Origin of the sequence: Heyndrickxia sp. NPDC080065 (assembly GCF_050281185.1) — a bacterium.
Taxonomy (GTDB): Bacteria; Bacillota; Bacilli; order Bacillales; family Bacillaceae_C; genus Heyndrickxia.
Map to the genome: position 1 here is coordinate 222710 of NZ_JBNNWS010000001.1, position 24404 is coordinate 247113.

General features: G+C 35.1%; 18 protein-coding genes and 1 pseudogene. 7 read left to right on the forward strand and 12 right to left on the reverse strand.

All coding sequences use genetic code 11. The annotated features are described in order from the left end of the window. Positions 1-2: 2 nt before the first annotated feature. The 3 genes from ACQKP0_RS01060 to galU form a co-directional block, all read right to left on the reverse strand. Positions 3-992: an NAD-dependent epimerase gene (locus ACQKP0_RS01060; protein ID WP_427403955.1), complete on the reverse strand. Its 990-nt coding sequence runs from the start codon at positions 990-992 to the stop codon at positions 3-5. A 26-nt stretch (positions 993-1018) separates the two neighbouring features. Then, the gene (locus ACQKP0_RS01065) at positions 1019-2329 is read right to left on the reverse strand and encodes a UDP-glucose dehydrogenase family protein (RefSeq protein WP_427403956.1); all 1311 of its coding nucleotides are present in this window, start codon (positions 2327-2329) and stop codon (positions 1019-1021) included. Positions 2330-2526: 197 nt separating this feature from the next. Then, positions 2527-3417: a UTP--glucose-1-phosphate uridylyltransferase GalU gene (gene galU / locus ACQKP0_RS01070; RefSeq protein ID WP_427403957.1), complete on the reverse strand. Its 891-nt coding sequence runs from the start codon at positions 3415-3417 to the stop codon at positions 2527-2529. 248 nt (positions 3418-3665) lie between these two features. Here galU and ACQKP0_RS01075 point away from each other — a divergent pair, with 248 nt between their 5' ends. After that, on the forward strand, positions 3666-4757 hold the full coding sequence (locus ACQKP0_RS01075) for a CotS family spore coat protein (protein ID WP_427403958.1): 1092 nt from the start codon (positions 3666-3668) through the stop codon (positions 4755-4757). A gap of 2 nt (positions 4758-4759) precedes the next feature. Further along, complete coding sequence (locus ACQKP0_RS01080) at positions 4760-6526, forward strand: glycosyltransferase family 4 protein (protein ID WP_427403959.1); 1767 nt, start codon at positions 4760-4762, stop codon at positions 6524-6526. A gap of 672 nt (positions 6527-7198) precedes the next feature. On the opposite strand, the gene ACQKP0_RS01085 is transcribed toward ACQKP0_RS01080, so the two are convergent. Together ACQKP0_RS01085 and ACQKP0_RS01090 are read right to left on the reverse strand one after the other, a co-directional pair. After that, positions 7199-7795 (reverse strand): hypothetical protein, encoded by a 597-nt coding sequence (locus ACQKP0_RS01085; protein ID WP_427403960.1) that lies wholly within the window; start codon positions 7793-7795, stop codon positions 7199-7201. Between the two features lie 693 nt (positions 7796-8488). Next, positions 8489-9580: a CotH kinase family protein gene (locus tag ACQKP0_RS01090; RefSeq protein ID WP_427403961.1), complete on the reverse strand. Its 1092-nt coding sequence runs from the start codon at positions 9578-9580 to the stop codon at positions 8489-8491. A 188-nt stretch (positions 9581-9768) separates the two neighbouring features. Here ACQKP0_RS01090 and ACQKP0_RS01095 point away from each other — a divergent pair. Beyond that, positions 9769-9843, forward strand: a pseudogene (locus tag ACQKP0_RS01095) (hypothetical protein); the annotation flags it as partial. Positions 9844-10006: 163 nt separating this feature from the next. Here ACQKP0_RS01095 and ACQKP0_RS01100 read toward each other — a convergent pair. Further along, on the reverse strand, positions 10007-10462 hold the full coding sequence (locus ACQKP0_RS01100) for a hypothetical protein (protein ID WP_427403962.1): 456 nt from the start codon (positions 10460-10462) through the stop codon (positions 10007-10009). A gap of 247 nt (positions 10463-10709) precedes the next feature. Here ACQKP0_RS01100 and ACQKP0_RS01105 point away from each other — a divergent pair, with 247 nt between their 5' ends. Further along, a complete protein-coding gene (locus ACQKP0_RS01105) occupies positions 10710-11198 on the forward strand; it encodes a GNAT family N-acetyltransferase (RefSeq protein WP_427403963.1) in 489 nt (162 codons plus the stop codon). Positions 11199-11248: 50 nt separating this feature from the next. Here ACQKP0_RS01105 and helD read toward each other — a convergent pair whose 3' ends face one another. Beyond that, on the reverse strand, positions 11249-13558 hold the full coding sequence (helD, locus tag ACQKP0_RS01110; protein ID WP_427403964.1) for an RNA polymerase recycling motor HelD: 2310 nt from the start codon (positions 13556-13558) through the stop codon (positions 11249-11251). A 322-nt stretch (positions 13559-13880) separates the two neighbouring features. Between helD and ACQKP0_RS01115 the strand changes: the two genes are divergently transcribed. Then, complete coding sequence (locus ACQKP0_RS01115) at positions 13881-14081, forward strand: cold-shock protein (protein ID WP_427403965.1); 201 nt, start codon at positions 13881-13883, stop codon at positions 14079-14081. Positions 14082-14399: 318 nt separating this feature from the next. Here ACQKP0_RS01115 and ACQKP0_RS01120 read toward each other — a convergent pair whose 3' ends face one another. Further along, positions 14400-17447, reverse strand: coding sequence for an ATP-binding protein (locus tag ACQKP0_RS01120; protein WP_427403966.1), 3048 nt, complete (start codon positions 17445-17447; stop codon positions 14400-14402). A 273-nt stretch (positions 17448-17720) separates the two neighbouring features. Here ACQKP0_RS01120 and ACQKP0_RS01125 point away from each other — a divergent pair, with 273 nt between their 5' ends. After that, complete coding sequence (locus ACQKP0_RS01125) at positions 17721-18272, forward strand: 3D domain-containing protein (protein ID WP_427403967.1); 552 nt, start codon at positions 17721-17723, stop codon at positions 18270-18272. Positions 18273-18407: 135 nt separating this feature from the next. Then, positions 18408-19370, forward strand: a complete 963-nt coding sequence (locus tag ACQKP0_RS01130; protein ID WP_427403968.1) for a D-2-hydroxyacid dehydrogenase — start codon at positions 18408-18410, stop codon at positions 19368-19370. Between the two features lie 300 nt (positions 19371-19670). On the opposite strand, the gene ACQKP0_RS01135 is transcribed toward ACQKP0_RS01130, so the two are convergent. The 4 genes from ACQKP0_RS01135 to ACQKP0_RS01150 all read right to left on the reverse strand — a co-directional run bounded on the left by ACQKP0_RS01135 (position 19671) and on the right by ACQKP0_RS01150 (position 24394). Further along, complete coding sequence (locus tag ACQKP0_RS01135) at positions 19671-21035, reverse strand: aspartate kinase (protein WP_427403969.1); 1365 nt, start codon at positions 21033-21035, stop codon at positions 19671-19673. Between the two features lie 438 nt (positions 21036-21473). Then, positions 21474-22487: a 3-oxoacyl-ACP synthase gene (locus ACQKP0_RS01140; protein ID WP_427403970.1), complete on the reverse strand. Its 1014-nt coding sequence runs from the start codon at positions 22485-22487 to the stop codon at positions 21474-21476. After that, a complete protein-coding gene (locus tag ACQKP0_RS01145) occupies positions 22484-22900 on the reverse strand; it encodes a MaoC family dehydratase (RefSeq protein WP_427403971.1) in 417 nt (138 codons plus the stop codon). Before ACQKP0_RS01145 ends, ACQKP0_RS01140 begins: the two co-directional genes overlap by 4 nt. A 15-nt stretch (positions 22901-22915) precedes the next feature. Next, positions 22916-24394 carry an o-succinylbenzoate--CoA ligase gene (locus ACQKP0_RS01150; protein WP_427403972.1) on the reverse strand — a complete coding sequence of 493 codons (1479 nt, stop codon included), beginning with the start codon at positions 24392-24394 and terminating at the stop codon, positions 22916-22918. Positions 24395-24404: the final 10 nt, after the last annotated feature.

Here is a 24404-nt window from a genome sequence, read left to right on the forward strand (position 1 = left end):
ATTTAAGAAATATTATAGTACTCTTTAAACCATTCACTAAATTTATTTAATCCATCTTCAATTTTTGTCGTTGGTCTATAATTAATATCCTTTACTAATTCTTCAATATCTGCAAATGTTTCTGGAACATCTCCTGGCTGCATTGGCAGGAATTTCTTTATTGCCTCCTTCCCTAATTGTTCTTCTAGTATCTGGATAAAGTAATGCAGCTGAACTGGTTGATGATTCCCTATGTTATAAATTTTATATGGAGTCGGAGTTTTTGTGTGAGGGCCTTTCTTTATTAAGCGAAATATCGATTCTATTACATCATCAATATAGGTAAAATCCCTTTTCATATTCCCATAGTTATAGACTTGTATAGGCTGCTGGTTAATAATTGCATTCGAAAAAGTAAAATATGCCATATCCGGTCTGCCCCAAGGACCATAAACTGTAAAGAACCGCAACCCAGTTGTAGGAAGTTTATATAAGTGACAATACGTGTAAGCCATTAGCTCATTCGCTTTTTTTGTAGCTGCATATAAGCTAATCGGTTGGTCTACACGATCACTAACCGAAAAAGGAATTTGCTTGTTTTCACCATATACAGAGCTTGATGATGCATAAATTAAATGACTGATTTGATGCATTTTACAGCATTCTAATATATTTGCAAAACCAACAACATTTGCTTGAATATACACATGGGGATTTTCCAAGCTATATCTAACACCTGCTTGGGCAGCTAAATGTATAACTAACTCGAAATCATATTGGTCAAAAATACTTTCCAATAATTCAAGATTTTCGATAGACCCTTTTATAAAAAGGAAATTCTGATATTTTTTCAGCAAACTTAATCGATCGTCCTTTAGGGTTGTGCTATAATAATCATTTATATTATCAATGCCGATCACACTATAGCCTTCATCTAATAATCGCTTTGATAAATGATAGCCTATGAAACCCGCACACCCAGTGACTAATACATATTTTTTAAACTGCTGCACCTCTCCCGTGCTCCTTTTTAATTATTTTATTCAAAATTTGTGTTTCCCACTCCAAAATAACGGTATCCTAATTTAAGCATTTTAAATGGATCAAGTGTATTTCTACCATCAAAAACAAAAGGCTGAGATACTAGATTTATTGCACTCTGCCAATCAATATTAATGATCTCATTCCATTCTGTTACAATTAATAAAGCGTCTGCCCCTTTTAATGCATCTAATGGAGTGGATGCATAATTTATGTTAGGAAATAATTTTTTTACATGTTCTGCCCCTTTTGGATCGTATGCTGTAATAGAGGCTTGGTTTTTTAGGAGAAATTCAATTATTTTAAGGGAGGATGCTTCTCTAATATCATCTGTTTGGGGTTTGAATGTAAGGCCAAGAATAGCAATATGTCTGCCTGAAAGTGTACCAAATACTTGACTCACTTTTTCCATAAACCATTCTGCTTGAGTTTGGTTCACATATGATACAGCCTGTAGTATATGCATCGGATTCTGATTTTCTGCGGCTAGTGTCAATAAAGCTTTAATATCTTTTGGAAAACATGAACCGCCATATCCTATTCCTGCTTGGAGGAAATGAGGACCAATTCGGCTATCCATTCCCATTCCCTTTGCAACTTGATTCACATTCACGCCAATTTGATCGCATAGTCTTGCCAATTCATTTATAAATGAAATTTTCGTGGCTAAAAATGCGTTGGATGCGTACTTAATCATTTCAGCATTTTTAACAGTCGTAAAAATAATCTTTGAGTCTACCTCTTTATATAATTCTTCCATTATTTTCTGTGCTTTCTCAGAATCTGTGCCGATAACAACCCTTTCCGGGTACAAAGCATCATGTAACGCTTTTCCTTCTCTTAGGAATTCTGGATTTGAAACAAGATCGAATGAAATTTCAAGTTTTCTTTTTGATAGTTCATTCAAAATAATGCCTTTTAACTTATCACCTGTTCCTATCGGTACTGTACTCTTAGTGACGATCACTTTATAATCATTTATCAATCTTCCAATTTCTCTTGCCACTTCTTCCACATAAGTTAAATCAGCTTCTCCATTCTCTAAAGAGGGGGTTCCTACTGTAATAAATATTAAATCGCATGGTTCAATACTTTCTTCCAAATTACTTGTAAATGAAATTTTTGCGTCCAATATAAACTCTTTTAGTAATTCTTCTACTCCCTCCTCATAAAAAGGAAGGATTGATTGGTTAAATTGTTTTATTTTTTCTTGATCTTTATCAATGACAGTTACCTTATGTCCATTTTTTGCAAAGATGACACTTGTTGTGGCACCTACATAACCCGCACCGATAACTGCTATTTTCATAAGGGTCACCCATTTCCATCCATTTTCAATACTGTTTACCTAATGGTTTTTGCTATTTCGTACAATGTGTAAAAACCAACTATCATTTGGTTTCGGGGCATCTTTTCTTAGAATATACTTTACATAGAAGCGTTTGCTTATATTATTTAGATTTTCGATTCAACAACATCATCATTTAAGAAAAGAGCGTTATCACTTTAACTTTTATCTTTTAATTCCTCCTGCTTAATAACCTCTTTTAAATATTTTAAAACTTCTTCGTGTAAGTCTTGCCGCTTTAGAGCAAAATCTATAGTTGCTCGTATAAAACCTACTTTATTTCCAATATCATAGCGTTGACCTTGAAAATTATAAGCTAACACTGCTTGAGAAAGGTTCAATATTTTAATTGCATCTGTCAATTGTACTTCTCCTCCAGCACCGGGAGGTAAGTCTTTTAAAATATCAAAAATTTCTGGCCGTAAAATATATCTTCCTAGAATAGCAAAACGAGAAGGGGCTTCTTCCACTTTTGGTTTTTCCACTAAGGTATCAATATTAATGACATTCTCATCAATTTCATTGCCCTTTGGTTTAATAATTCCATAATTCGAAACTTCATCGATTGCTACCTGTTGCACACCTACTACCGTTGAATGATAGCGGTTAAAGACCTCGATCAATTGTTTCAGACAAGGTTTCGAAGATTTGATGATATCATCGCCTAGTAAGACAGCAAATGGTTCATTTCCAACAAAACTTCTTGCACAATAAATGGCATTTCCTAACCCTTTAGGCTCCTTCTGACGGATATAATGAATGTTCGCTAAACTCGATATATATTGAATATCTTTAAGAATTCCATATTTATTTTTCTTTAAAAGAGTTTCTTCTAACTCATAGGATTTATCAAAATGATCTTCAATTGAACGTTTGCTGCGTCCGCTTATAATAATGATATCCTCAATTCCAGATGCGACTGCTTCTTCAATAATATATTGAATCGTTGGCTTATCAACAATAGGAAGCATTTCTTTAGGTAATGCCTTTGTGGCAGGGAGAAACCTTGTACCCAAGCCCGCTGCTGGGATAATAGCTTTGCGAATCATTCCCCTCCCCCTCTCTTCAAGTAGCCCTTTATATTTTCTATGTTAAACAGACTATTAGTGTATGTGGGTTTACCTAGTAATGAGAAATTTATTTAAAAAGACTATTCAAGTTCTTTGCTGCTCGGGCTGAATAATTATCAATAATTGATTAAACTGCCCTATACAATTATTTTCCACAGACATAAGTTAATAAAAAATGGACTAATTCCCTTAAAAATCGATTTATGAATAAGACTAGGAGGAATAGTATGGAGAAAAGCCTAATTGAACCTTGGGTAGAAGATGAACTTACTTATGAATTTTTTGTACCTGATTATATTAAAAAGCTAGCGCAAGAGGTACTTAAAAATTACGATTTTTCTGTTAAGAGAATTCAAATAGTTACAACAAAACCCGATAAAGGCGGTGCTATTTGGAAACTCGAAACAAATTCAGGCCCTAAAAGTTTAAAACTATTACACCGTAGGCCAACTAGAAGTATGTTTAGCTTGGGAGCTCAGGAGTATTTAGTTGATGTTCAAAAGTCAAGAGTTCCCGCAATTATAAAAACAAAAGACGAAAAAAATTATGTTGAGGCGGGAGGAAAACTTTGGTTTGTTGCTGAGTGGATAGAACCTCTAAAACCGGTTACAAAAGATTTGAATGGGGCTAAACAGCTATGCTATGCCCTAGGTGAATTTCATCGGTTAAGCAAAGGTTATGTCCCTCCTAATCAAGCTGAAATCTCTTCAAGATTGCATAAATGGCCCAAATCCTATGAAAAAATGATCAGAAAACTAGACTGGTTTCGAAACCTTGCGAAAGCCTATAATGAAAAGCCTGCAAGTTCATACTTATTAACTGTGATAGATGAATTTGAAGAACAGGCAAAAAAGGGATTAGAATTTCTTAACCAATCAAGCTATTTAGACTTAGTAAAACTGGGAAATGAAAATTGGGGATTAGTTCACCAGGATTACGGCTGGTCAAACGGACAAATGGGACCTAATGGAATGTGGATCATTGACCTTGATGGTGTTGCCTACGACCTTCCAATTCGTGACTTAAGAAAACTAATTAGCGGTACAATGGCAGATTCCTATAAATGGGATGTAACATGGGTTAGAGAAATGATTAAATCCTACCATGAAGCAAACCCATTAAATGCTGAGCTATATGAGATTTTAATGATTGATTTGTCACTTCCTAATGAATTTTATAAAAATATTAAAGAAGTCGTATATGATCCCGAATTATTTTTAAATGAAGAAACAAAGAGATTAATGCAAAGGATTGTTATAACTGAACGGTCAAAATGGCCTGTTCTAAAACAAATCCAAGATGATTGGAAGGGAGAATAATAATGAAAGTATTAATGATTTGTACTGAAAAGCTACCTGTCCCTCCCATATTAGGAGGAGCCATTCAAACTTATATATCTGGTATCCTTCCACATTTAAGTAAACATCATGAAATTACAGTACTTGGCGTTAATGATGAATCTCTCCCTGATAAAGAGACCGTAGATGGAATTCAGTATGTACGTATTCCTGGTAAAGTTTTTGATATATATAAAGAAGGCGTTATTTCTTATGTTGAATCAAATCAATTCGATCTTATTCATATCTTTAATCGCCCTCGCCTTGTCATGCCGGTTAGAAAATTAGCACCTCATTCAAAGATTACATTAAGCATGCACAATGATATGTTTAAACTCGAAAAAATTGATTCTCCAGAGGCAGAAGCTGTAATAGATGAAGTATCAAATATTGTAACGATTAGTAATTATATCGGAGACGTAATAAAGCAACAATACCCACAAGCCGCTTCCAAACTACACACTATTTATTCTGGGGTAGATTCTGAGCGATTTTTACCTGGCAGCCATCCAAAAATGAGAAATATAAGAAATGAACTTCGTAAGAAACATGGATTAGAAGGGAAAACTGTCCTTTTATTTACAGGAAGACTTTCACATAACAAAGGGGTAGACAAATTAGTCAGGGCTCTACCTAAGCTTTCAAGAAGATTTAGAAATTTAGCTTTAGTAATAGTTGGAAGTAATTGGTTTAGTCAAAATGATGTTACTGATTATGTCGCTTATGTAAGAGCGTTGGCAAAAAAGGCGCCTATACCTATTGTTACTACAGGTTTCGTCGCACCAAGTGAAATACAAAATTGGTACGCTGCAAGTGATTTATTTGTATGTACCTCTCAATGGCAAGAACCACTTGCTAGGGTGCATTACGAAGCAATGGCAGCAGGTCTTCCAATCATCACTACAGCAAGAGGCGGTAATCCAGAAGTAATCCTTTTAAGAGAAAATGGTCTTGTTGTGGAACGCCCAGGGGATCCAGATGATTTTGTAGAAAAGATTACAGAAATCCTTTCGAGTACGTCCTTAATGAAAAAAATGGGGGAAAAAGGAAGAGAACTTGCAGTATCTCGATACCAATGGGACAGAGTAGCTTCTGACTTGCTTGCCGTTTGGGAACTGTCTATGCAAGCACCGCTCTCAACTATTGCTCAAGATGCTCCTAATGGAAATATTATTGACTTTGAAGAAGCAAAAGAGATGAAACTTGAGCAAGAGAGAGAGGCAGAGCATAATTCGATACCTGAGCAGGAGAAAGTCTCAGAGCACTATTCACATCGTGAGTATGAAAAAGAGGCAGAACGCTATTCAAGACATGAACGTGAAAGAGAAGAAGCACGTCGTGAGAGACGGGAACGTGAAAGAGAAGAAGCACGTCGTGAGAGACGGGAACGTGAAAGAGAAGAAGCACGTCGTGAGAGACGGGAACGCGAAAGAGAAGAAGCACGTCGTGAGAGACGGGAACGCGAAAGAGAAGAAGCACGTCGTGAGAGACGGGAACGCGGAAGAGAAGAAACTCATCACGAGAGACGGGAACGTAAAAAAGAGCATGCACGTTATACGAGACATGAACGTAAAAGAGATACAAAACGTAATGCGAGTCGGGAACGTGAAAGAGAGGCACAACACCATAGAAGTAGCCATCATCATATAAGAAAGGATCGACGCACAGCCATTAAGAAGGAAAAAATCGTAAAGTCGATTAATTATATTTGGAAGCCAAACAATAATAAGTCAACTTACGTATCCAAATAATAAGAAAAGCGCAAGCGCCGTAGGTCTTGCGTACGGATTTTGTAGTCATCGACTGAGAAAAAGGAGACACGACGAGGGACGAGTCGATGTTGACTTATCGTAGGGAGAAGACGTAGAAATCCGCTAGCCGATAGGCGCTGGAGCTAGACACAGCAGACACTTTTTATGCCTAATATCCTTAGTAAATTTTATACTTTCTTACCTTTTCAGAAAGGAAGAATTTACTTATCTATGCTCCAAAAGATTTTCACAAAACAGGGGCTGTCTGAAAAGTAAGTATCAGACAGTCCCTTTTAAGCTTTATTTTTGGAATACTTCCGTCACTATTGAACATTCGTTTTTTATTCTTATCACACAACCGAAAATGCATATCCCATTTATCAAAAGGCTTGTCCCTTCGCATAATTGATGAAGGAAACTTCTTTCGGGAATACATAAAAAAATGAGCTCGTTTCAGCAGCGTTTCTTCATAAATGTTTCTGCTAAATAGTTTTGTGCTGATATTTAAGATTTACGATTAAAGTGTTAATAAAGTTTAAGAAAGGAGCCTTCGTTAAATAATAAGTTAGGTGCACTAGCTGCCCACCAATGCACCATCTATTTTCGATATGATGGGATTAGTCTGAAAAATAAATTATTCTTCTCCTGTTTTCCATACATAATTAACAGACTTCACAACATTTTCATCTGATCTATTTGAAATTCTTCTTTCTCTTCCACCTGATCCTCGAAATCCATCGGTGCTTCTGTTTCGGCATGTGCTCCTTCTTCGATTGGTACTTCTGCTCCGAGTAGTGCTTCTTCTTCGATCGGTACTTCTACTCCGTCTAGTGCTTCTTCTTCGATTAGTACTTCTTCTCCGTCTAGTGCTTCTTCTTCGATCGGTACTTCTACTCCGTCTAGTGCTTCTTCTTCGATCGGTACTTCTACTTCCTCTAGTGCTTCTTCTCCAACCAGTGCTTCTGCTTCGTCTAGTACTTCTTCTCCAACCGGTACTTCTACTTCGTCTAGTACTTCTTCTCCAACCGGTACTTCTACTTCGTCTAGTACTTCTACTTCGTCTAGTACTTCTTCTCCAACCTGTGCTTCTACTTCGTCTAGTACTTCTTCTCCAACCTGTGCTTCTGCTTCGTCTAGTACTTCTTCTCCAACCGGTACTTCTACTTCCTCTAGTGCTTCTTCTACGATCGGTACTTCTACTTCCTCTAGTGCTTCTTCTCCAACCTGTGCTTCTATTTTGGTCAGTACTTCTTCTCCAATCGGTATCATTATTTTGGTCACCGTTTTCGTTACTATTATTTCCTATATTCTCTTCAGTTTTTGTTCCGGTTATAACTGCTTCATTTTCTTCTTTTATAATGTTGTTTTCCATTATACTTTGTATATGGTCTATATTATAGAAAACCTCTCCATCATCCTCTGTGAGTAAAACTAAATAATTTTGGATGACCTCTAACAATGTGCCCTGTTTAGAATCTTGTTCACCTTCATTGATCTGGATGGATTGATTGGTGAAATTTTTTATTAATCTTATAAAACTATCAGCTTTATGAAATTCTACTTCATCCTGTTCCTCGGAAATAGTTGAGGTAGGATTAGAGTTAGAATTCTCACTTATTCTTCTTATGTGTTCTTCTTTATAATAAACTACTGTATCTTCTATTTTGAGTGCTACATAATCAGATTGAACATCAATCAATTTTCCTGTCTTAGGTTCAGGCTCCCCTTTGTATAATGTTACGTTTTTACCTAAAAGTGAATATGGAAATCTATTAGTTGGACTTTTATTAGATAAATGGGGATTAAGTCGATTTCGATTCTGATAAATTACTTTGCTTTTCTTCATTTTTATCCTCCTTGTTATTTATCCACTAGGGGTATTCATACTGCATATATACGTACCATATATGTTGTTTGTACTAGGATAAATAACCATTTTAATCGAATTCCGACTATCGCCTATTAATCCAACTTATACAGCCTAGATCTTAAATACTCACTCCTCAATTCAATAAAACGATAAATAAAGCTTGGTTCCCTTTCGAAACGTTCCATATTGTCTTTTTCATAAGGATCTTTTGCTACCCAAGGTTTGATTAGGGAATGTAAGTGCTCCACTTTTGGTTTCATATATTCAACAGTATATTGATTATTTAATATTTCCTTTAGAATATTTTGATACCTTTTGCGGAATCCATCTACACTTAATAACCGTGCTGATAACGTATTAAATCCTTGTATTCTTACATAATCCTCTGACATTGTTCTGCCATTTACGTCCCTGCCCCAAGTAGCATCATAATCCCATGGAATCATTTCAAAAATTCCTGTTTCTCCATTACGATACAATGCATAATTATGAACAAATCCATCATAGTTTTGCGTGAATATAACTCCTGCAAGCCAACGTAAATATTTTTCTACATCTAAATAATGAACAATTTGTTTTTCAAATTCTTCCTTTAATAAAGTATTAATTTTAAAAATCATTTCTTGTAAATAAATATCATCCTTGTCCTCCCCACATTTCTTCTCGTACCCTAACTCTAAAGACTTCTTTGTTTCCTTATCCAAATCACTTAATAAAGAAAAGTTGGCATCCCCATCTACAGCATAAAAAATCGATCCATTTGGAAGATTTCTTTTCGCTAAAAATTTTTCATCAACCGACTCTAATTCCAGATAAACTCCTTCCTTACGACCATTTAAATGTAAGAATACATGTCTAGATTGGGGAGAAAGAACTCCTATATCAGAGAAAAAGTCTAAGCTTAGTTTATTTCTAATTAATGAAGGGTCTTTGTATTCAGCATTCAAGTGAATTTCCTTACTTCCTTTATAAAGACTGGGTTTATAAAAAGAAATGTGGTAAGACTTTTTCTGAAGTTTGCGTATATGTGACCCGCGATAAACGATATCAATATCATATTTTTTTTTATTAATGGTTAATGACCCAGACACTGGGTCATCATTCCATAAATCTTTTTTTAAATCCTGAATATCCATCGGATGAATATATAAATGATAAATTAATAGACCGGTATCACCCATCATCTAAGCTCCTTTCTTTTTACTTATTCGTATGAAAAAAAAGGAGGAATGACACATGATACATCTATCTATTTTTTTGAAAATAAACATTTGTCCCATTCATTCCTTAACTTGTGTACGTATGATATATCACTGAAAGGCATTCATAACGTTTGATGATGTTCTTTCAATAAAATAAGGAGGTTATTTTTGTGAGTCAATATACTTCAGATGATATCCAAAAAGCAGTAGCATATGCAGATATGTCAGGGTTAAGCGGCTTTATGGATCAGGAACCTAGCTCCAGCCGAAGATCTAGACGAACTTCGCGCCGAAGGACTTCAAGGAGACGCTCATCTCGCCGTCGTCTATCTTGCTCTTGCAGAGTTACTCGAATTTCACGCCGTAGTACGCGAAGGACTTCAAGAAGACGTACATCTCGCCGTCGTCTCACTTGTAATTGCAGAGTTTCTCGTCGTACTTCGCGTAGAAGAACTTCTCGTCGTACTTCACGCAGAAGATCTTCTCGCCGTACTTCGCGCAGAAGATCTTCTCGTCGCACTTCACGCAGAAGATCTTCTCGCCGTACTTCGCGCAGAAGATCTTCTCGTCGCACTTCACGCAGAAGAACTTCTCGCCGTACTTCGCGCAGAAGATCTTCTCGTCGTACTTCACGCAGAAGATCTTCTCGTCGCACTTCACGCAGAAGATCTTCTCGTCGTACTTCTCGTAGAAGAACTTCTCGTCGTACTTCACGCAGAAGATCTTCTCGTCGTACTTCACGCAGAAGAACTTCTCGTCGTACTTCTCGTAGAAGAACTTCTCGTCGTACTTCACGCAGAAGAACTTCTCGTCGTACTTCGCGCAGAAGAACTTCTCGTCGTACTTCGCGCAGAAGATCTTCACGTAGAACTTCGCGTAGAAGTGAATTTAGGCAGGTCAATAGTGTATTTAGAGACGGAAATATGTGGTCCCTCACATTATCCAACAGAGAATAAGAATAACGAATGCGCCTTCACTATCTTTAGGCACCTGTTCGACATGTTAGGGGGTAATTTCCCCCTATTCTCTTTTTTTATTTTCCTTTAAAATAAACTTAGTACTGATTCTATTTCTAATGTGGGAATCATCTTTTGAAAGGAGATAAAAGAAATTGTCAGTTGAATTAATAGAAGTTGAATTAAATAAAAAAAGTATATTGGAAAATATGCTTCATTTCTATTTAGATGATCTTTCAAAGTATACAAACCAGTTAAAAACAAATATTCATGGAATTTTTGAATACGAAAACTTGGATTCCTTGTTTACAAACCCGAACATAATACCCTTTTTCATTAAATTTAGTCAGGAGATAGTAGGATTTCTCTTGTTCTTTAAAGCTGCTGAAAATGAACATATCGATTATTGTGTAAATGATATCTTTATTTTTTCTCAATATAGAGAAAGAGGTTTCGCTGGACAAGCTGTCAAAAAATTAATCTCTTCCTATCCTGGTACATATTATGTAAAACAGTTAGAAAAAAATCAAAAATCCATTCAATTTTGGAAATCACTCTATGAAGAATTTCAATTAACATATACAGAAGAAGCTATTATTGACTGTGGTGAAAGATGCTGTGCTCAAACATTTATTGCACCATAACAGATAGAATATGTATGTTCAAAAATAAAGGAAGCTAGAAACGAGAGGTTCTAACTTCCAACTATTTCTTTATTTAGAGTCAATAATTCTTGATTTACACGATCCAATAGAAAATTAGATTGTTCTCTACCATAAAATGATAAACGATGGAGTGGTCTTGTCATGGATACATAGAGAAGTTTTATATCAATTTCGTTTTCAATAAAAGTATCTTCCAAAGAACAGATGATCACTGCATCAAATTCAAGACCTTTTGAAAGATGGGAGCTCACGATTACAACTTCACCTTTTTGAATTTCTTCATTCTCTTTTAGAAATTGAATGGGAAGTGTAGAATGCTTTTTAAATAGCTTTGCTAAGTTTTTACATTCTTCAGTTGTTTTACCGATAACCGCAACTGTTTTCATTCCGTCCTTATATAATTCCTTGATCTCTTTTTCAATAGACTGGATAGCGTCTATCTTCGAATCTATTTTATAAAAATAAGGTTTGTTCCCATGACGTACAACTGGCTCAACAATTGGTAAATCTAAATTTAATAGCTGAAGAATTTGATTTGCTGTATTCATTATTTCAATAGTTGTTCGATAACTTTTTTGAAGAGTTTTGTAGCTAGCTCTTGGGAAAATTTCATTCTGAACGAGATTCCAATCCTTAATACCCCGATATGAGTGGATGCCTTGTGCTAAATCGCCGACAATAGTAAACATATCCGTCTCTAGGACACTTTTTAATGCATAAAACTGAAAATAACTATAATCCTGAGCCTCATCCACGACAATATTTTTTACACGTAAAAGCTTATCAATCCCGAATATTTTCCCCTGTAAATAAAGTAATGAAGCCAAATCCTCAATTTCGAACGACCCTTCCGCATCTAATCTAATTTGATAATCAATAAAAAAGTCAATTTCTTGTGGATCAAGTAAATCCTTTGCATACATAGTAAAAAGCTCTTTATTTGTCACTAGCTGCTTATAGTAATAAAACAGGTCGTGCTTAGGAAGCTTTTTAATGTAATTGTTAACTGCAACCCTTACTTCTTTTTTTATTTCATTTAGTGCTTCATCTTTTTTTTCCAATGCCTTTGATATATATTTACGTCGTTTTTCTGGTTCTACCTTACTATATAATGCCTTTTCAAGTTTGTTATCATAAAATGTTGTAATCTTTTCAATCATTCTTTTCTTTTCGGTTCGGACATGGTTTTGGAGCACACGCTTCACTTTGTCTATTCGGTGGTAATATGGTAAATAGCGATATTCATATTCAATCAACTGTCTTAACCTTTTTGCACTATACAATCGAAACTTTGATAAATAAAAATCTTCAGTAGGAAGCAATGTTTTTAAAATATCCTCTAAATATCGATCAATAATATCCCTGAATATTAATGACCCTTTAAAATCAGACACCCGTTTGACTAATTCCGGGTCATCCAGCTCCTGATTAATAAACCGAAGTAGTTTTTCTTCTGGATGCTTAATTTTTATTTTTTTTCCAATACACGAAATAACATAGTCGACAAAGGTTGTTTGTAATATATTTTCAACACCAAGTTCTGGGAGGACTTCTGAAATGTAGTCGATAAATAAGCGGTTGGGAGCTAAGATCATTAATTGGTCGGGTGTGAATTTTTCGGCATATGTATAAATAAAGTAAGAAATACGATGTAAGGCAATCGTCGTTTTTCCACTACCTGCTGCACCTTGCACAATAATCGGTTTGTTTAAATCAGCACGAATGATATTATTTTGTTCCTCTTGAATGGTAGAAACAATCTCTGTAAGACGGTTACTCGCACTTTCTGATAAGGACATTTGCAGCAATTCATCATTTGTCGTTAAATCAATATCACGAATTTCCCGCAATTCCCCTTCTTCAATAATGAATTGGCGCTTCAAAGATAAATTCCCATAGTAGGTATCACCTTCTGATTCATAAGAAACATCTCCCAGCCGGCCATCGTAATATAGATTAGCTATTGGTGACCGCCAATCAACAATAATTGGCTGCTGGGTTTCTTTATCAAAGAGAGAGACTTTCCCTAAATATAAAATTTCCTCTTTTTCAACATTTTCCTGTAAAAAATTAATTCTTGCAAAATAAGGCTTTTCTTTAAACTTTTTAAGTCTTTTTAGTTCATCCCCAGTTCTTTGAAGAAGATTTGCATTTGTTAACATACTCATATAGCTAAAGCTGCTATCTTTTATATCCATTCCTTCTAAAGATTGCTTAAGATTTTCTTTAAATGTTTCTTCATTGGATTCTGAAGCTTTAATGACAACATTCATATACTTTTTCGTAAAATTGAGCCTTTCAACCTCAATTTGAAAATCAGGATGCTGTTTATTTGACATTGTCTAACCCCCTTTTAATGAAATAATCATTAGATAGTCAGCAAGCTAACATCCTACCTCTAAACTGGACAGGAAAAAGTCATGAATTTAAATTGAATTCATGACTTTATTTTTCAATTTATGCAAAAATTCTTGAGACGTAATTGTGATTATATAATATTCAAAATAAATTGTCTAATGTTTTCATTAAATTTTTCTTTTCATGTATACTTTTAATAATTGTGCCAAAAATATAATGTGTATTTACTTATTTATTGGATATTTCCCTAAATTATTTTCGATGTTCGAAAAGAGTGAATATCCGAACTCTGGAGGTATATGAATGGTAACAGGTAAAGTTAAGTGGTTCAATGCAGAAAAAGGCTTCGGTTTTATCGAAGTTGAAGGACAGGATGATGTATTCGTTCACTTCTCTGCAATTCAAGGTGAAGGTTTCAAAACTCTTGAAGAAGGTCAAACCGTCACATTTGAAATCGAGGATGGCGCTCGCGGACCACAAGCAACAAATGTTCAAAAACAGTAAGAAAAGCGCAAGCGCCTTGCCCATCGGCGTACGGATTTCGTAGTCTTCGACTGAGATAAAGGAAACACGGCGAGGGACGAGTCGATGTTGACTTATCGTAGGAAGAAGACGGAGAAATCCGCTAGCCGATAGGCGCTGGAGCTAGACACAGCAGACACTTTTCAACTCTAATATCCTTAGTAAATTTTATACTTTCTACTTTTAATAAAGAGACCCCACTGTGTTGGGGTCTTTTTTATTCAATATATACTCAATAATATTACTCAAAATGCGAGGATTCACAATCAATGAGAGAGCTTATTATATCTTTATTTACTTTTAAAGTGGAATATTAAACGAAACCTCCGTCCCTCCATTTGGGGTGCTGCTAATATGAAGTCCGTGTCCAAAAAGCTGTTTTAATCTTTTATCTGTATTAACAATTCCAATTCCTTGAGTATGCTTTCCTTGTTGAATGAACAGTGCTTTCTGAGTATCTACGCTCATTCCTACTCCATTATCAACAATTTTTATTTCTACCGATTCATCTTGTTTCCTAATTTGAATTTTAATTGTTCCGCCATTAGATCGTTTTAATATCCCATGTTTAAGCGCGTTTTCTACAATGGTTTGAATAGAAAGCGGTGGAACTTGAATGTCTATATTTTTTTCTATCTCCCATTCCACTTTTAGTCGATCCATAAACCTCTCCTTTTGAATATATAGATATGAACGAACTAACTCTAATTCACTTTCTATAGGAACTAATTGATTTAAATTAGAAAGATCAAAGCTTGCATGCAAATAGTTTCCAAATTCATTTAATAAATCAATCATTTTTGGAGGATTTACCTCACTTAATGCTGCAATTGTATTTAATGTATTAAAGAGAAAATGAGGCTTAATTTGTGCCTGCAGCCAAGCAGCTTCCATTCTTATCCTTTCGTTAATAGAAGCCTTCAATTCAGTTAAAGCTTTAATCCTAGCTGTTAATTCCAACTTTTCAACCGGTTTTGTTACATAATCATTTGCACCGAAATAAAAAGCAGTTTGAACGTCCACTAATTGGCTTCTCGCTGTTAAGAGTAAAACAGGTAATTCTGAGATAGAATATCTTTCTCTAATTTTTCGAGTCAACTCATATCCAGACATTTTAGGCATCATGACATCTGATATGACCAAATCCCAATTGCTTTCATTTAATAATGTAAGTGCTTCATTTCCACTTGTACAGGTAACGACATCATATTGTGATGTTAGAATACTTTCTAAAATAGATAAATTGACAGGATCATCGTCAACGATTAATAAGCGTTGATATCCTTTATTATTAGTTATTGATTTTCGATCATTTCTTTGTATTTCTTTATCAATTGTCATAACTGTTGAGGCAACAGACATTAGTGCTTGGCTATAAGCTACAGGAAGTGTGAATGTAAAGGTAGAGCCCTTTCCTAAAGACGATTTCACAAATATTCTACCTCCATGCAAATTAACTAATTGCTCACAAATACTTAACCCGAGTCCAATTCCTCCTGCGATCGCAGTCATACTTGAATCAGCTTGCTCATATGGCTGAAAAATGAATTTTAATGTTTCATCATCAATTCCGATACCATTATCCTCTACATTAATTTCAATCCATCCTTTTTTCTCATATGCAGAAACAATAATATTCCCCTCATTTGAATATTTCACAGCATTATGAACTAAGTTAAATAAGATTTGAAATAATCGATTTTCATCAGCTAATACATATGGGAGTTCATTTGGAATCTTCATTTTAAACGTAATATTTTTACCTTCAACCATAAATTGAAGCATGTCAAACACAGAAGAAACAACGGATGAGAGATTAACTCTTTCCTTATGCAATAAAATTCTTCCTTCCTTCAATCTTGAAATATCCAGAAGATCATTAAGCACCAGTGACATACGCTTACTAACAGATATTAAAACGCGTAAATTCTTTTTATTTTCATCGTTTAGTGGATTTTTTTCATTTTCATAGATCGTCTGAGCAATATTAATTATCCCATGTAGTGGATTTCTTAATTCATGAGAGGTATTGGCCAAGAACTCATCTTTCCTTTTATCAATCTGTTGTAATTTTATAGCTAAATTTCTACTATCATCTGTTGCTTTGAAAAAGCGTTTAAACCAGAATGCTGCAAGACAAATCACACCTATAATGTAATCAAACGGGTAATAGGGAATGTCATAATAATGTTTTTTGAAAACTGCCCAAAGAATATTTAAAGTAATACTAATGGCACCAAGAAGCATATAAATAAAACCTGATTCCTTATTAGTAGCAACTTTCCATAAAATAACCGGTATTAAAATCACTGCTAAATACATAATCAATGCAAAAAATAAGGTGTTTAACAGTGTCTCTGGTAAACTATTAAGACAAAAAAGAAGAAAAATATATATGGTACATAGCCCAGTAAAAATGTGAATGAGTATAGATAGTTTACGTCCTATACTCTCCAATCCATTTTTTTTTAAAAATAAGACTAGAAATAAAACACTTGCTACATATGAAAAATAAATTAATTTAAACCACCAATGAAAATTAATAGATGGAAATAAATAGAGAAGTAGTCTATTATCATCTACTAATACTGATAGTGTTGCACAAAAAAATGTTATAGCAAGATAGATAATTTCTTTTGTCTTACTATATAAAATAAATATGATGATTGCGTAAACACCATGTAAAAATAAGACGACAGAAACCATAAACTGCATAAGGAAAGACATAGTTCTCTCTTTATTAATAGCTGCTGCCGTTCCTAAATGAATCGGTTTATTAATTCCACCAGAATGAAAGGAATAAAAATTAGAAACATGAATAACCAAGTCAATTTTCTTCAACTTATCATTTAAATTTAGCTCAAATGGGCTATAATCTGCGACAGATTCATCTCTATGCTTGGATACTTTCCCCTTTTCAAATACCTTTTTACCATTTATATATACAGATGCGCTTGAGCGAATTTCTTTAAAATACAAGCTTAATTGCTGTTGTGCTTTTTGATTTAATAATATCTGAAGACGATATGTTCCATATCCAAAAGGGGAATCTCCTTGTTTCGTTACTGCTCCTCTCCAATCAGTCGGAACGATAATCCATGAATGTTGAATTTCTGATTCACTACTTTTCGGATCAATAAATTGCTCTGGATAAAATAACCATTCTCCATTGAGTGAGACTGTGCTCACTTCTTGAAGGTCGAGCCCACGTAAATCAAGTACACCTTTTTTGACCTGGGGATTATCCAGCTTCATATTCATTCCTATCCAGCACAAGCGAAAACTTATTAAAATAAAGACAAATATTCCTACTATTATTATTAATTTTTTCTTAGTCATCATAATCATTTATTTCGCCTTCCATAAGGCAAATTCCTTTTCAATAGTCAGATAACGACCTAATCCCATCGAACTTAGTTTCCTTGCAAGGGATCATACTTCTTATTTCGTATATCACTTTATCAATACTTATACTTCTTTTAACAGTATTTTGATATAGTTAAGCTTCCTCTATTTACGTTTGAAAAGAAGTTGTAATAGAATTAGTACACCTCTGAAACATACTTGTTACATTTCCATGTTAAGGTATTACTATCAAAAATATAAAAGGGGAACGCTATTTTGAAAAAGTTCATTTTATCAATTAGTACAGTACTCTGTCTAAGTATTGGAATATCAAGTGCTGCATCCGCAAGTTCAAATACATACATAGTAAAAAGTGGAGATTCATTATGGAAAATTGCACAGAAGAATAAAATTTCTGTCAGTCAGCTTAAGAAATGGAATCATCTCACCTCAGATAAAATTCATCCAAAGCAAAAGCTTGTTATTTCTCAAACAAAACAAGCTTCAACAAAAAAGAAAACTACTACAACTAAAAAGGTAAAGGAATTTACCGTAACGGCTACAGCTTACACTGGTAACTGCAAAGGTTGTAGTGGAATAACTGCTACAGGAATTAACCTCAAAAAGAATCCAAAAATGAAAGTAATCTCCGTTGATCCAAAAGTAATTCCACTAGGATCCAAAGTTTACGTAGAAGGCTACGGTAATGCAATAGCTGGAGATACAGGCGGAGCCATGAAAGGTAAAAATATAGATGTTTTCATTCCTTCTGAAAAAAAATGTCTTCAATGGGGACGCAAAAAAGTTAAAGTGAAAATATTAAAATAGGCTTCAAAGAAAACCAAGTGTTGTTTATATAACACTTGGTTTTTATTATTTCAATAAAGCAGAGTCACTAGTGACTTCTGCTTCTTTTTTTAAGTATAATAGAAATAACATTAATTTTCGGAAAAGAGGGATAGTATGACACAAAGAAAGCTTGTGATTACGCAAAATATTCAATCAGATTTATTCGAAAAGATTAAAGAAATAATCCCGAATTGGGAGATTATAGTAGGGAAAGATCCGGAAATTTGGAAAGAACATTTATACAGTGCTGAAATCATTGTCGGCTGGAAGAAGGAAGTCAAAGATTATTGTATTGATCAAGAATCTAAGCTTCAGTGGATACAAAGCTGGAGTGCTGGTGTAAACAGCTATCCATTGAAAGAAATGAAAGAAAAAAATATTACTTTAACAACAGCCAGTGGTGTCCATGCGTATCCAATTTCAGAAACGATTTTCACCTTAATGCTTGCCTTAACGAGAAAAATCCATACATATGTAAGAAATCAACTAACTAAAACATGGCACCATGCAAACTTAAGTTTAGAAATTCATGGTAAAACGATTGGTATTATTGGGGTAGGCGCAATTGGAAAAGAAACCGCAAAAATAGCCAAAGCCTTTGGTATGAAGGTGATTGGCATTCGTCATTCAGATAATAAAGAAGAGTTCTTTGATGAAATGTATACTTCTGAATATTTAAATACCATTCTTCCACAATGTGACTATGTAATTGTCACAACACCACTTACTAATGACACGTATTATATGTTTGGTGAAAAACAGTTTCAATTAATGAAGGAAACCGCATTTTTCATTAATATTGGCCGTGGAGAGATTGTCGTAGAGAAAGATCTTATTAAAGCGCTTGAAAACAAAGAGATTGCAGGTGCAGGACTAGATGTATTTGAAAAAGAACCATTGTCCGAACAAAGTCCGCTTTGGGATTATGAAAATGTTATTATTACACCTCATACAGCTGGTTCAACGGAACATTACGAATCAAGGGTCATTGAAGACATCTTTATCCCAAATCTGAAACATTATCTTCAAGATAGAACACCTAATTTTAATATTGTTAATTATGAAAAAGGGTATTAATTATTCCTAATGCTCACTATCTCTGGCGCCTGGTTACTAAGGATCCTAAATCATTAGTAACCAGGCGCACATGAGGGAAAATTATCGACCTAAAGAACAAAAGCGCAAGCGCCTTGCTCATCGGCGTACGGATTTCGTAGTCTTCGACTGAGATAAAGGAAACACGGTGAGGTAGTTCAGAGCCGATGTTGACTTATCGTAGGGAGGAGACGGAGAAATCCGCTAGCCGATAGGCGCTGGAGCTAGACGTAAACCTCGCTCTTTATAAAGTTATCCACAGTGCGAATATATTATAATTTCCTAAACGACAAGAACACCTGCAAAAAATTCATGATAAAGTGCTTGAACGGCTTTCCTTTCATTTATCTCTTTCACTCCAAACATCATACTGACCTCTGAAGAACCTTGATTAATCATTTCAATATTTATTTCAGCTTTCGCCAATGCTTGAGAAGCCCTTGCTGCTGTCCCTACGTTTTTTCTCATTCCTTCTCCGACAAGCATGATTAAGGCTAAACCATGTTCTACTTTAACCTCGTCTGCACCTAGTTCATGCATAATATAATCGATAATTCTTTTTTCTATTGATTCATCCAATTGACTTTCCCTAATTATGATGGATATATCGTCTATCCCAGATGGAGAATGCTCATAAGAAATGCCGTAGCTTTCTAAAATTTGCAGCAGCTTTCTGCCAAAACCGATTTCCCTATTCATGAGATACTTACTGACATATATGCTGCAAAAACCTTTATCACTTGCAATCCCAACAACTGGGCCATTAAGTTGTTCTCTTTCATTGACAATTCTCGTTCCGGGAGCAAAAGGATTATTGGTGTTTTTTACATGAACAGGAATACCTGCGCGATAGGCTGGAATCAGTGCCTCATCATGAAATACAGAAAATCCGGCATAGGATAATTCCCGCATTTCACGATATGTAAGCTCGCGTATTTCTTTCGGCCGTGTCACAATGTACGGATTAACCGAATAAACAGCATCAACATCGGTAAAGTTTTCATATAATGTGGCTTTTACGCCATTTGCCAAAACTGAACCTGTGATATCAGAACCGCTTCTTGAAAAGGTTAACACTTCCCCATTTTCGTTATAGCCAAAAAATCCAGGAAAAATTAATACACCTGAACGGGATCTTAAGTGAAACAAACGATTATAACTTTCAGACAAAACTTGTGCATTTCCTGGTTCATCACTGACCAGTAAACCAGCTTCATTAGGATTGATATAACGGGCTTCAATTCCACGTAGTTGGAAATACTCTGCTATTAGCTTAGCGTTTATGTCCTCCCCACTTGCTTTTATCGCCTCTAAAAACATTTCAGGATTTCTTTTATTCCCATTAAACAATTGAATAAAGTCACTCTTTATTTTATTGGAAAATGTTATTGGGAGGTTTAATTCCTGGGCAATGAGTATGTATCGATTAATAATTTCGTTCAATAATTCTGTTGCAGATCCAAACTCCAAATATTTTTTGCCACAAGCAATTAATAGATCCGTTATTTTTTCATCTGTTGGATATCGCTTTCCTGGTGCAGAAACGACAACAATCTTTCTTTCCGGATCTGATATAACAATGTCGAAAACTTTTTTGATTTGTTCACCTGTTGATAACGAGGAACCACCAAATTTCACAACCTTCATCTTCACATCTCCCGTTGTATAAAATATTCAAATAAAATTTAGTTAATATTATCTCTCCTATTGATAAAATAATCAAGACATTTTCTACCCACAGAGGACAAATGTCTTTTTCATGTGTATTCATCTGATCTTATTTCTAATTGAATTTAGTAATTAATGGGGGAAATCGATATGTGATTTCATATTAAAAGCCCCAAGATTTTTTGAAAATGCAGTGATAGAGGGGCTTTCATTTACCTCAAGAGCGGGCTTTCCCTTAGTTCAGGCAATGAAACGCTCTTACATTTACCCTAGAGTGTATCTTTTTGCTTTCTCTGGTTAAAGAAACGCTCTTTCATTCAAATTACCAACAAAAAAAGGTTCAAATCATATACGATTTGAACCAAAATTGATTACCTATTTTAAAACGGGTCAATTATTCTATGAAATTAGTTTTTATTACTCTTTTTCTCCTTTCCATTCAATCACAGTAGCTGCCCAAGTATATCCCGTACCTGCACTAACGGCTACAGCAATATCTCCTGATTGTAATTTGCCTTGTTCACTAGCAAAATGGAGACCTATACAAGGATCTAAGGCAGACATATGTCCGTAATGATCTAAATAGATTGCTTGATCCTCTATTAGATTCAAGGATGATAACAACTCTTTAAACATTGAACGCTTTGTATGGAGCGGCAGTAGAACTTTAATGTCTTGAGGAGACAGTCCGCTTTTTTGCAAAGCTTGACGAATCACTTTCTCAAAATTAGGAACGGAAACAGGATCTAATCTTTCTTTCATACTAGCTGGGTCAACCACATCAATATAGTGCTGACGTTTTTCAACTGTTTCTATACTTGCAAAATGCTTAGACCCTCCTGCAGGAATGAGGACATCGTGATGAAAAGATCCGTCTGTTATAAAGGAGCTTTCTAAAATACGACTCATCCGTGCACCCCTTTTTACCAATGCTGCGGTTCCTCCATCAGCAAAATTAAACATAAATCGTGATCGTGGATTGTGGTAATCAATAATTTGTGATTCCTTACAGCCACCGACAAGCAATATATTTTCAATTGATTCATCCGATTTCAGCATATCTTTAGCAACTTTTAAAGCAATGGGAAAACAGGAACTTACATTCATTATTTCAAAAGCATAAGCATTTTTTGCCCCAAGCTCATACTGAATTTTCGGAGCACATGACCAGACATTGTAGTCTTTATGCGGACTGCCAAAATAAATAACAACATCAATGGTTAAAGGATCGATTTTTTCTAAAATAGGCCTTGCCGCAGCAACTGCTAGATCGGACGCTTGCATTGTATCATCTGCTACATGCTTTTCATAAAGTCCAAATTTCTCGATAATGATATGTTCAGGAATTCCCGTCTTCACAGATAATATCGCTGCCGTTTCTATATTTCTAGGAAAATAGGTGCTTGTTGCTTCAACTCCAATATAGCTCATATCGCTTCTCCTTCCTTTGGAACCATCATAACGGCTGAGCCTGTAAGAACAAGTGTATTTTCTTGATTATGACATTCAGTTAATAGCTTTAAAATTCTTTTTTCTTCAATAAACTCTAGTACAGTAGCTTTCGCAGTAACGGTATCTCCGATAAAAACAGGAGAAGTGAATCGCATCGTTTGTTCCTTATAGACAGAACCTTTACCTGGTAAATGAACGCCTAATAGCTGTGAAAGTAGGCTTGAAGTCAATAAACCATGTGCAATACGCTGATTAAACCTCGTTTTTTTAGCATACTCTTTATCTAAATGAATGGGGTTAAAGTCCCCACTTAGCCCCGCAAACAGAACAATGTCGGATTCTGTTATAGTCTTACTGCATGAAGCTTGCTGACCAATCGTAAATGTTGTCACTCCTTCACCTTCTTTCTATTTAGTTACCAGTTGATTCTTTTGAATTTTTCCTGTTGCATTTTTGGGCAGTTCATCTAAAAATATAACCTTTTTGGGAATTTTGTATTTTGCTAGCATCCGTATACAGTGATTCATAACATCCTCATGAGTGATCATGCTTCCTTTATTTTTCACCACAAAAGCAGTAGGTACTTCTCCCCACTTTGAATCAGGTACACCGATGACTGCAACTTCGTTTACATCAATAAGTTGACTAATGACCTGTTCTACTTCGAGTGGATAAATGTTTTCTCCACCTGAAATAATCATCTCTTTTCTTCTTCCAACAATATATAAAAAACCCTCATCATCTACTTTTGCTAGGTCCCCTGTAAATAACCATCCATCTTTAATCGCTTCGTTCGTTGCTTCTGGTCTTTTCCAATATTCCTTCATAATATTTGGACCTCTTACAATTAACTCTCCAACTTCACCGTCTTGAACTAAATTTCCTTGTGAATCGACAAGTTTATATTCACTAAAAAGGACGGGCTTTCCAATAGAACCCCTTTTTCTGTTCGCATCTTCTTTACTTAACATAAATAATGATGGAGATGTCTCTGTCATGCCAAATCCTTGGCCAAATTGTAGCCCATGATCGTAAAAGGCTTTGATAATTTCATAACGACAAGGAGCGCCACCATTATAAAACCAACGAACCGATCGTAAATTTGTTGTTTGAAAGGAAGGACAATTTAACAAGGCCTGATGAATAGTAGGAACACCCATTACAACAGAAACTTGATGTTCTTCAATCATAGAAAGAGCTTTTTCAGGTTCAAATTTTCCTGGGATGACAATAGTTCCTCCAACAAATAATGTCGGGAAAGCAAATAAACCAATACCTCCAATATGAAATAACGGTAGGAGTATAATCGAACGATCATCTGAGGTTAAATCAATTGCCAGCATATTATTAATTGCATTCCAAAACATATTTTTCTGAGTCAAAACTGCCCCTTTCGGCTTTCCTGTCGTTCCAGATGTATAGCAAATAATAAAGGAAGCGTTTTCATACACTGGATGAAATGAACATGTTGAATCCAGATCTACGGATGCAAAATGCTCTATGTCAACTACATTTTCTACATTAGTAACATCCTGAAGCGATTTTGCCATTTCTAGAAATGGTTCTTCAGCAATTAATAGAGTCGTTTCGCTATCATTTAATTGGAAAATAAGTTCATTAGCTGTTAAGCGAATATTCAACGGAACAGCAATACATTCAATTTTTGCTATTGCAAATAATAAAATGACATACTCTTTTCGATTTTGGGACAATATCGCAATACGATCTCCCTTTTTTACAGCTAAATGATTTTTAAGAAAGGAGGCAGTCCCCCTTATCAATTTCTCCAGTTCGTCATAAGTTATCTGTTCATGTTCTGTGATGATGGCAATGCGATCTGGATTTATATATGCCCGTTTTTCTATCCAATAGGCAATACCCTCCATACATTTCACC

Coding starts and splice junctions, on each gene's coding strand:
- ACQKP0_RS01065 (WP_427403956.1), bottom strand. CDS start 2,329: ATGAAAATAGCAGTTATCGGTGCGGGTTATGTAGGTGCCACAACAAGT.
- galU (WP_427403957.1), bottom strand. CDS start 3,417: ATGATTCGCAAAGCTATTATCCCAGCAGCGGGCTTGGGTACAAGGTTT.
- ACQKP0_RS01075 (WP_427403958.1), top strand. CDS start 3,666: ATGGAGAAAAGCCTAATTGAACCTTGGGTAGAAGATGAACTTACTTAT.
- ACQKP0_RS01080 (WP_427403959.1), top strand. CDS start 4,760: ATGAAAGTATTAATGATTTGTACTGAAAAGCTACCTGTCCCTCCCATA.
- ACQKP0_RS01085 (WP_427403960.1), bottom strand. CDS start 7,795: ATGATACCGATTGGAGAAGAAGTACTGACCAAAATAGAAGCACAGGTT.
- ACQKP0_RS01090 (WP_427403961.1), bottom strand. CDS start 9,580: ATGATGGGTGATACCGGTCTATTAATTTATCATTTATATATTCATCCG.
- helD (WP_427403964.1), bottom strand. CDS start 13,558: ATGTCAAATAAACAGCATCCTGATTTTCAAATTGAGGTTGAAAGGCTC.
- ACQKP0_RS01115 (WP_427403965.1), top strand. CDS start 13,881: ATGGTAACAGGTAAAGTTAAGTGGTTCAATGCAGAAAAAGGCTTCGGT.
- ACQKP0_RS01120 (WP_427403966.1), bottom strand. CDS start 17,447: ATGATTATGATGACTAAGAAAAAATTAATAATAATAGTAGGAATATTT.
- ACQKP0_RS01130 (WP_427403968.1), top strand. CDS start 18,408: ATGACACAAAGAAAGCTTGTGATTACGCAAAATATTCAATCAGATTTA.
- ACQKP0_RS01135 (WP_427403969.1), bottom strand. CDS start 21,035: ATGAAGGTTGTGAAATTTGGTGGTTCCTCGTTATCAACAGGTGAACAA.
- ACQKP0_RS01140 (WP_427403970.1), bottom strand. CDS start 22,487: ATGAGCTATATTGGAGTTGAAGCAACAAGCACCTATTTTCCTAGAAAT.
- ACQKP0_RS01150 (WP_427403972.1), bottom strand. CDS start 24,394: ATGGAGGGTATTGCCTATTGGATAGAAAAACGGGCATATATAAATCCA.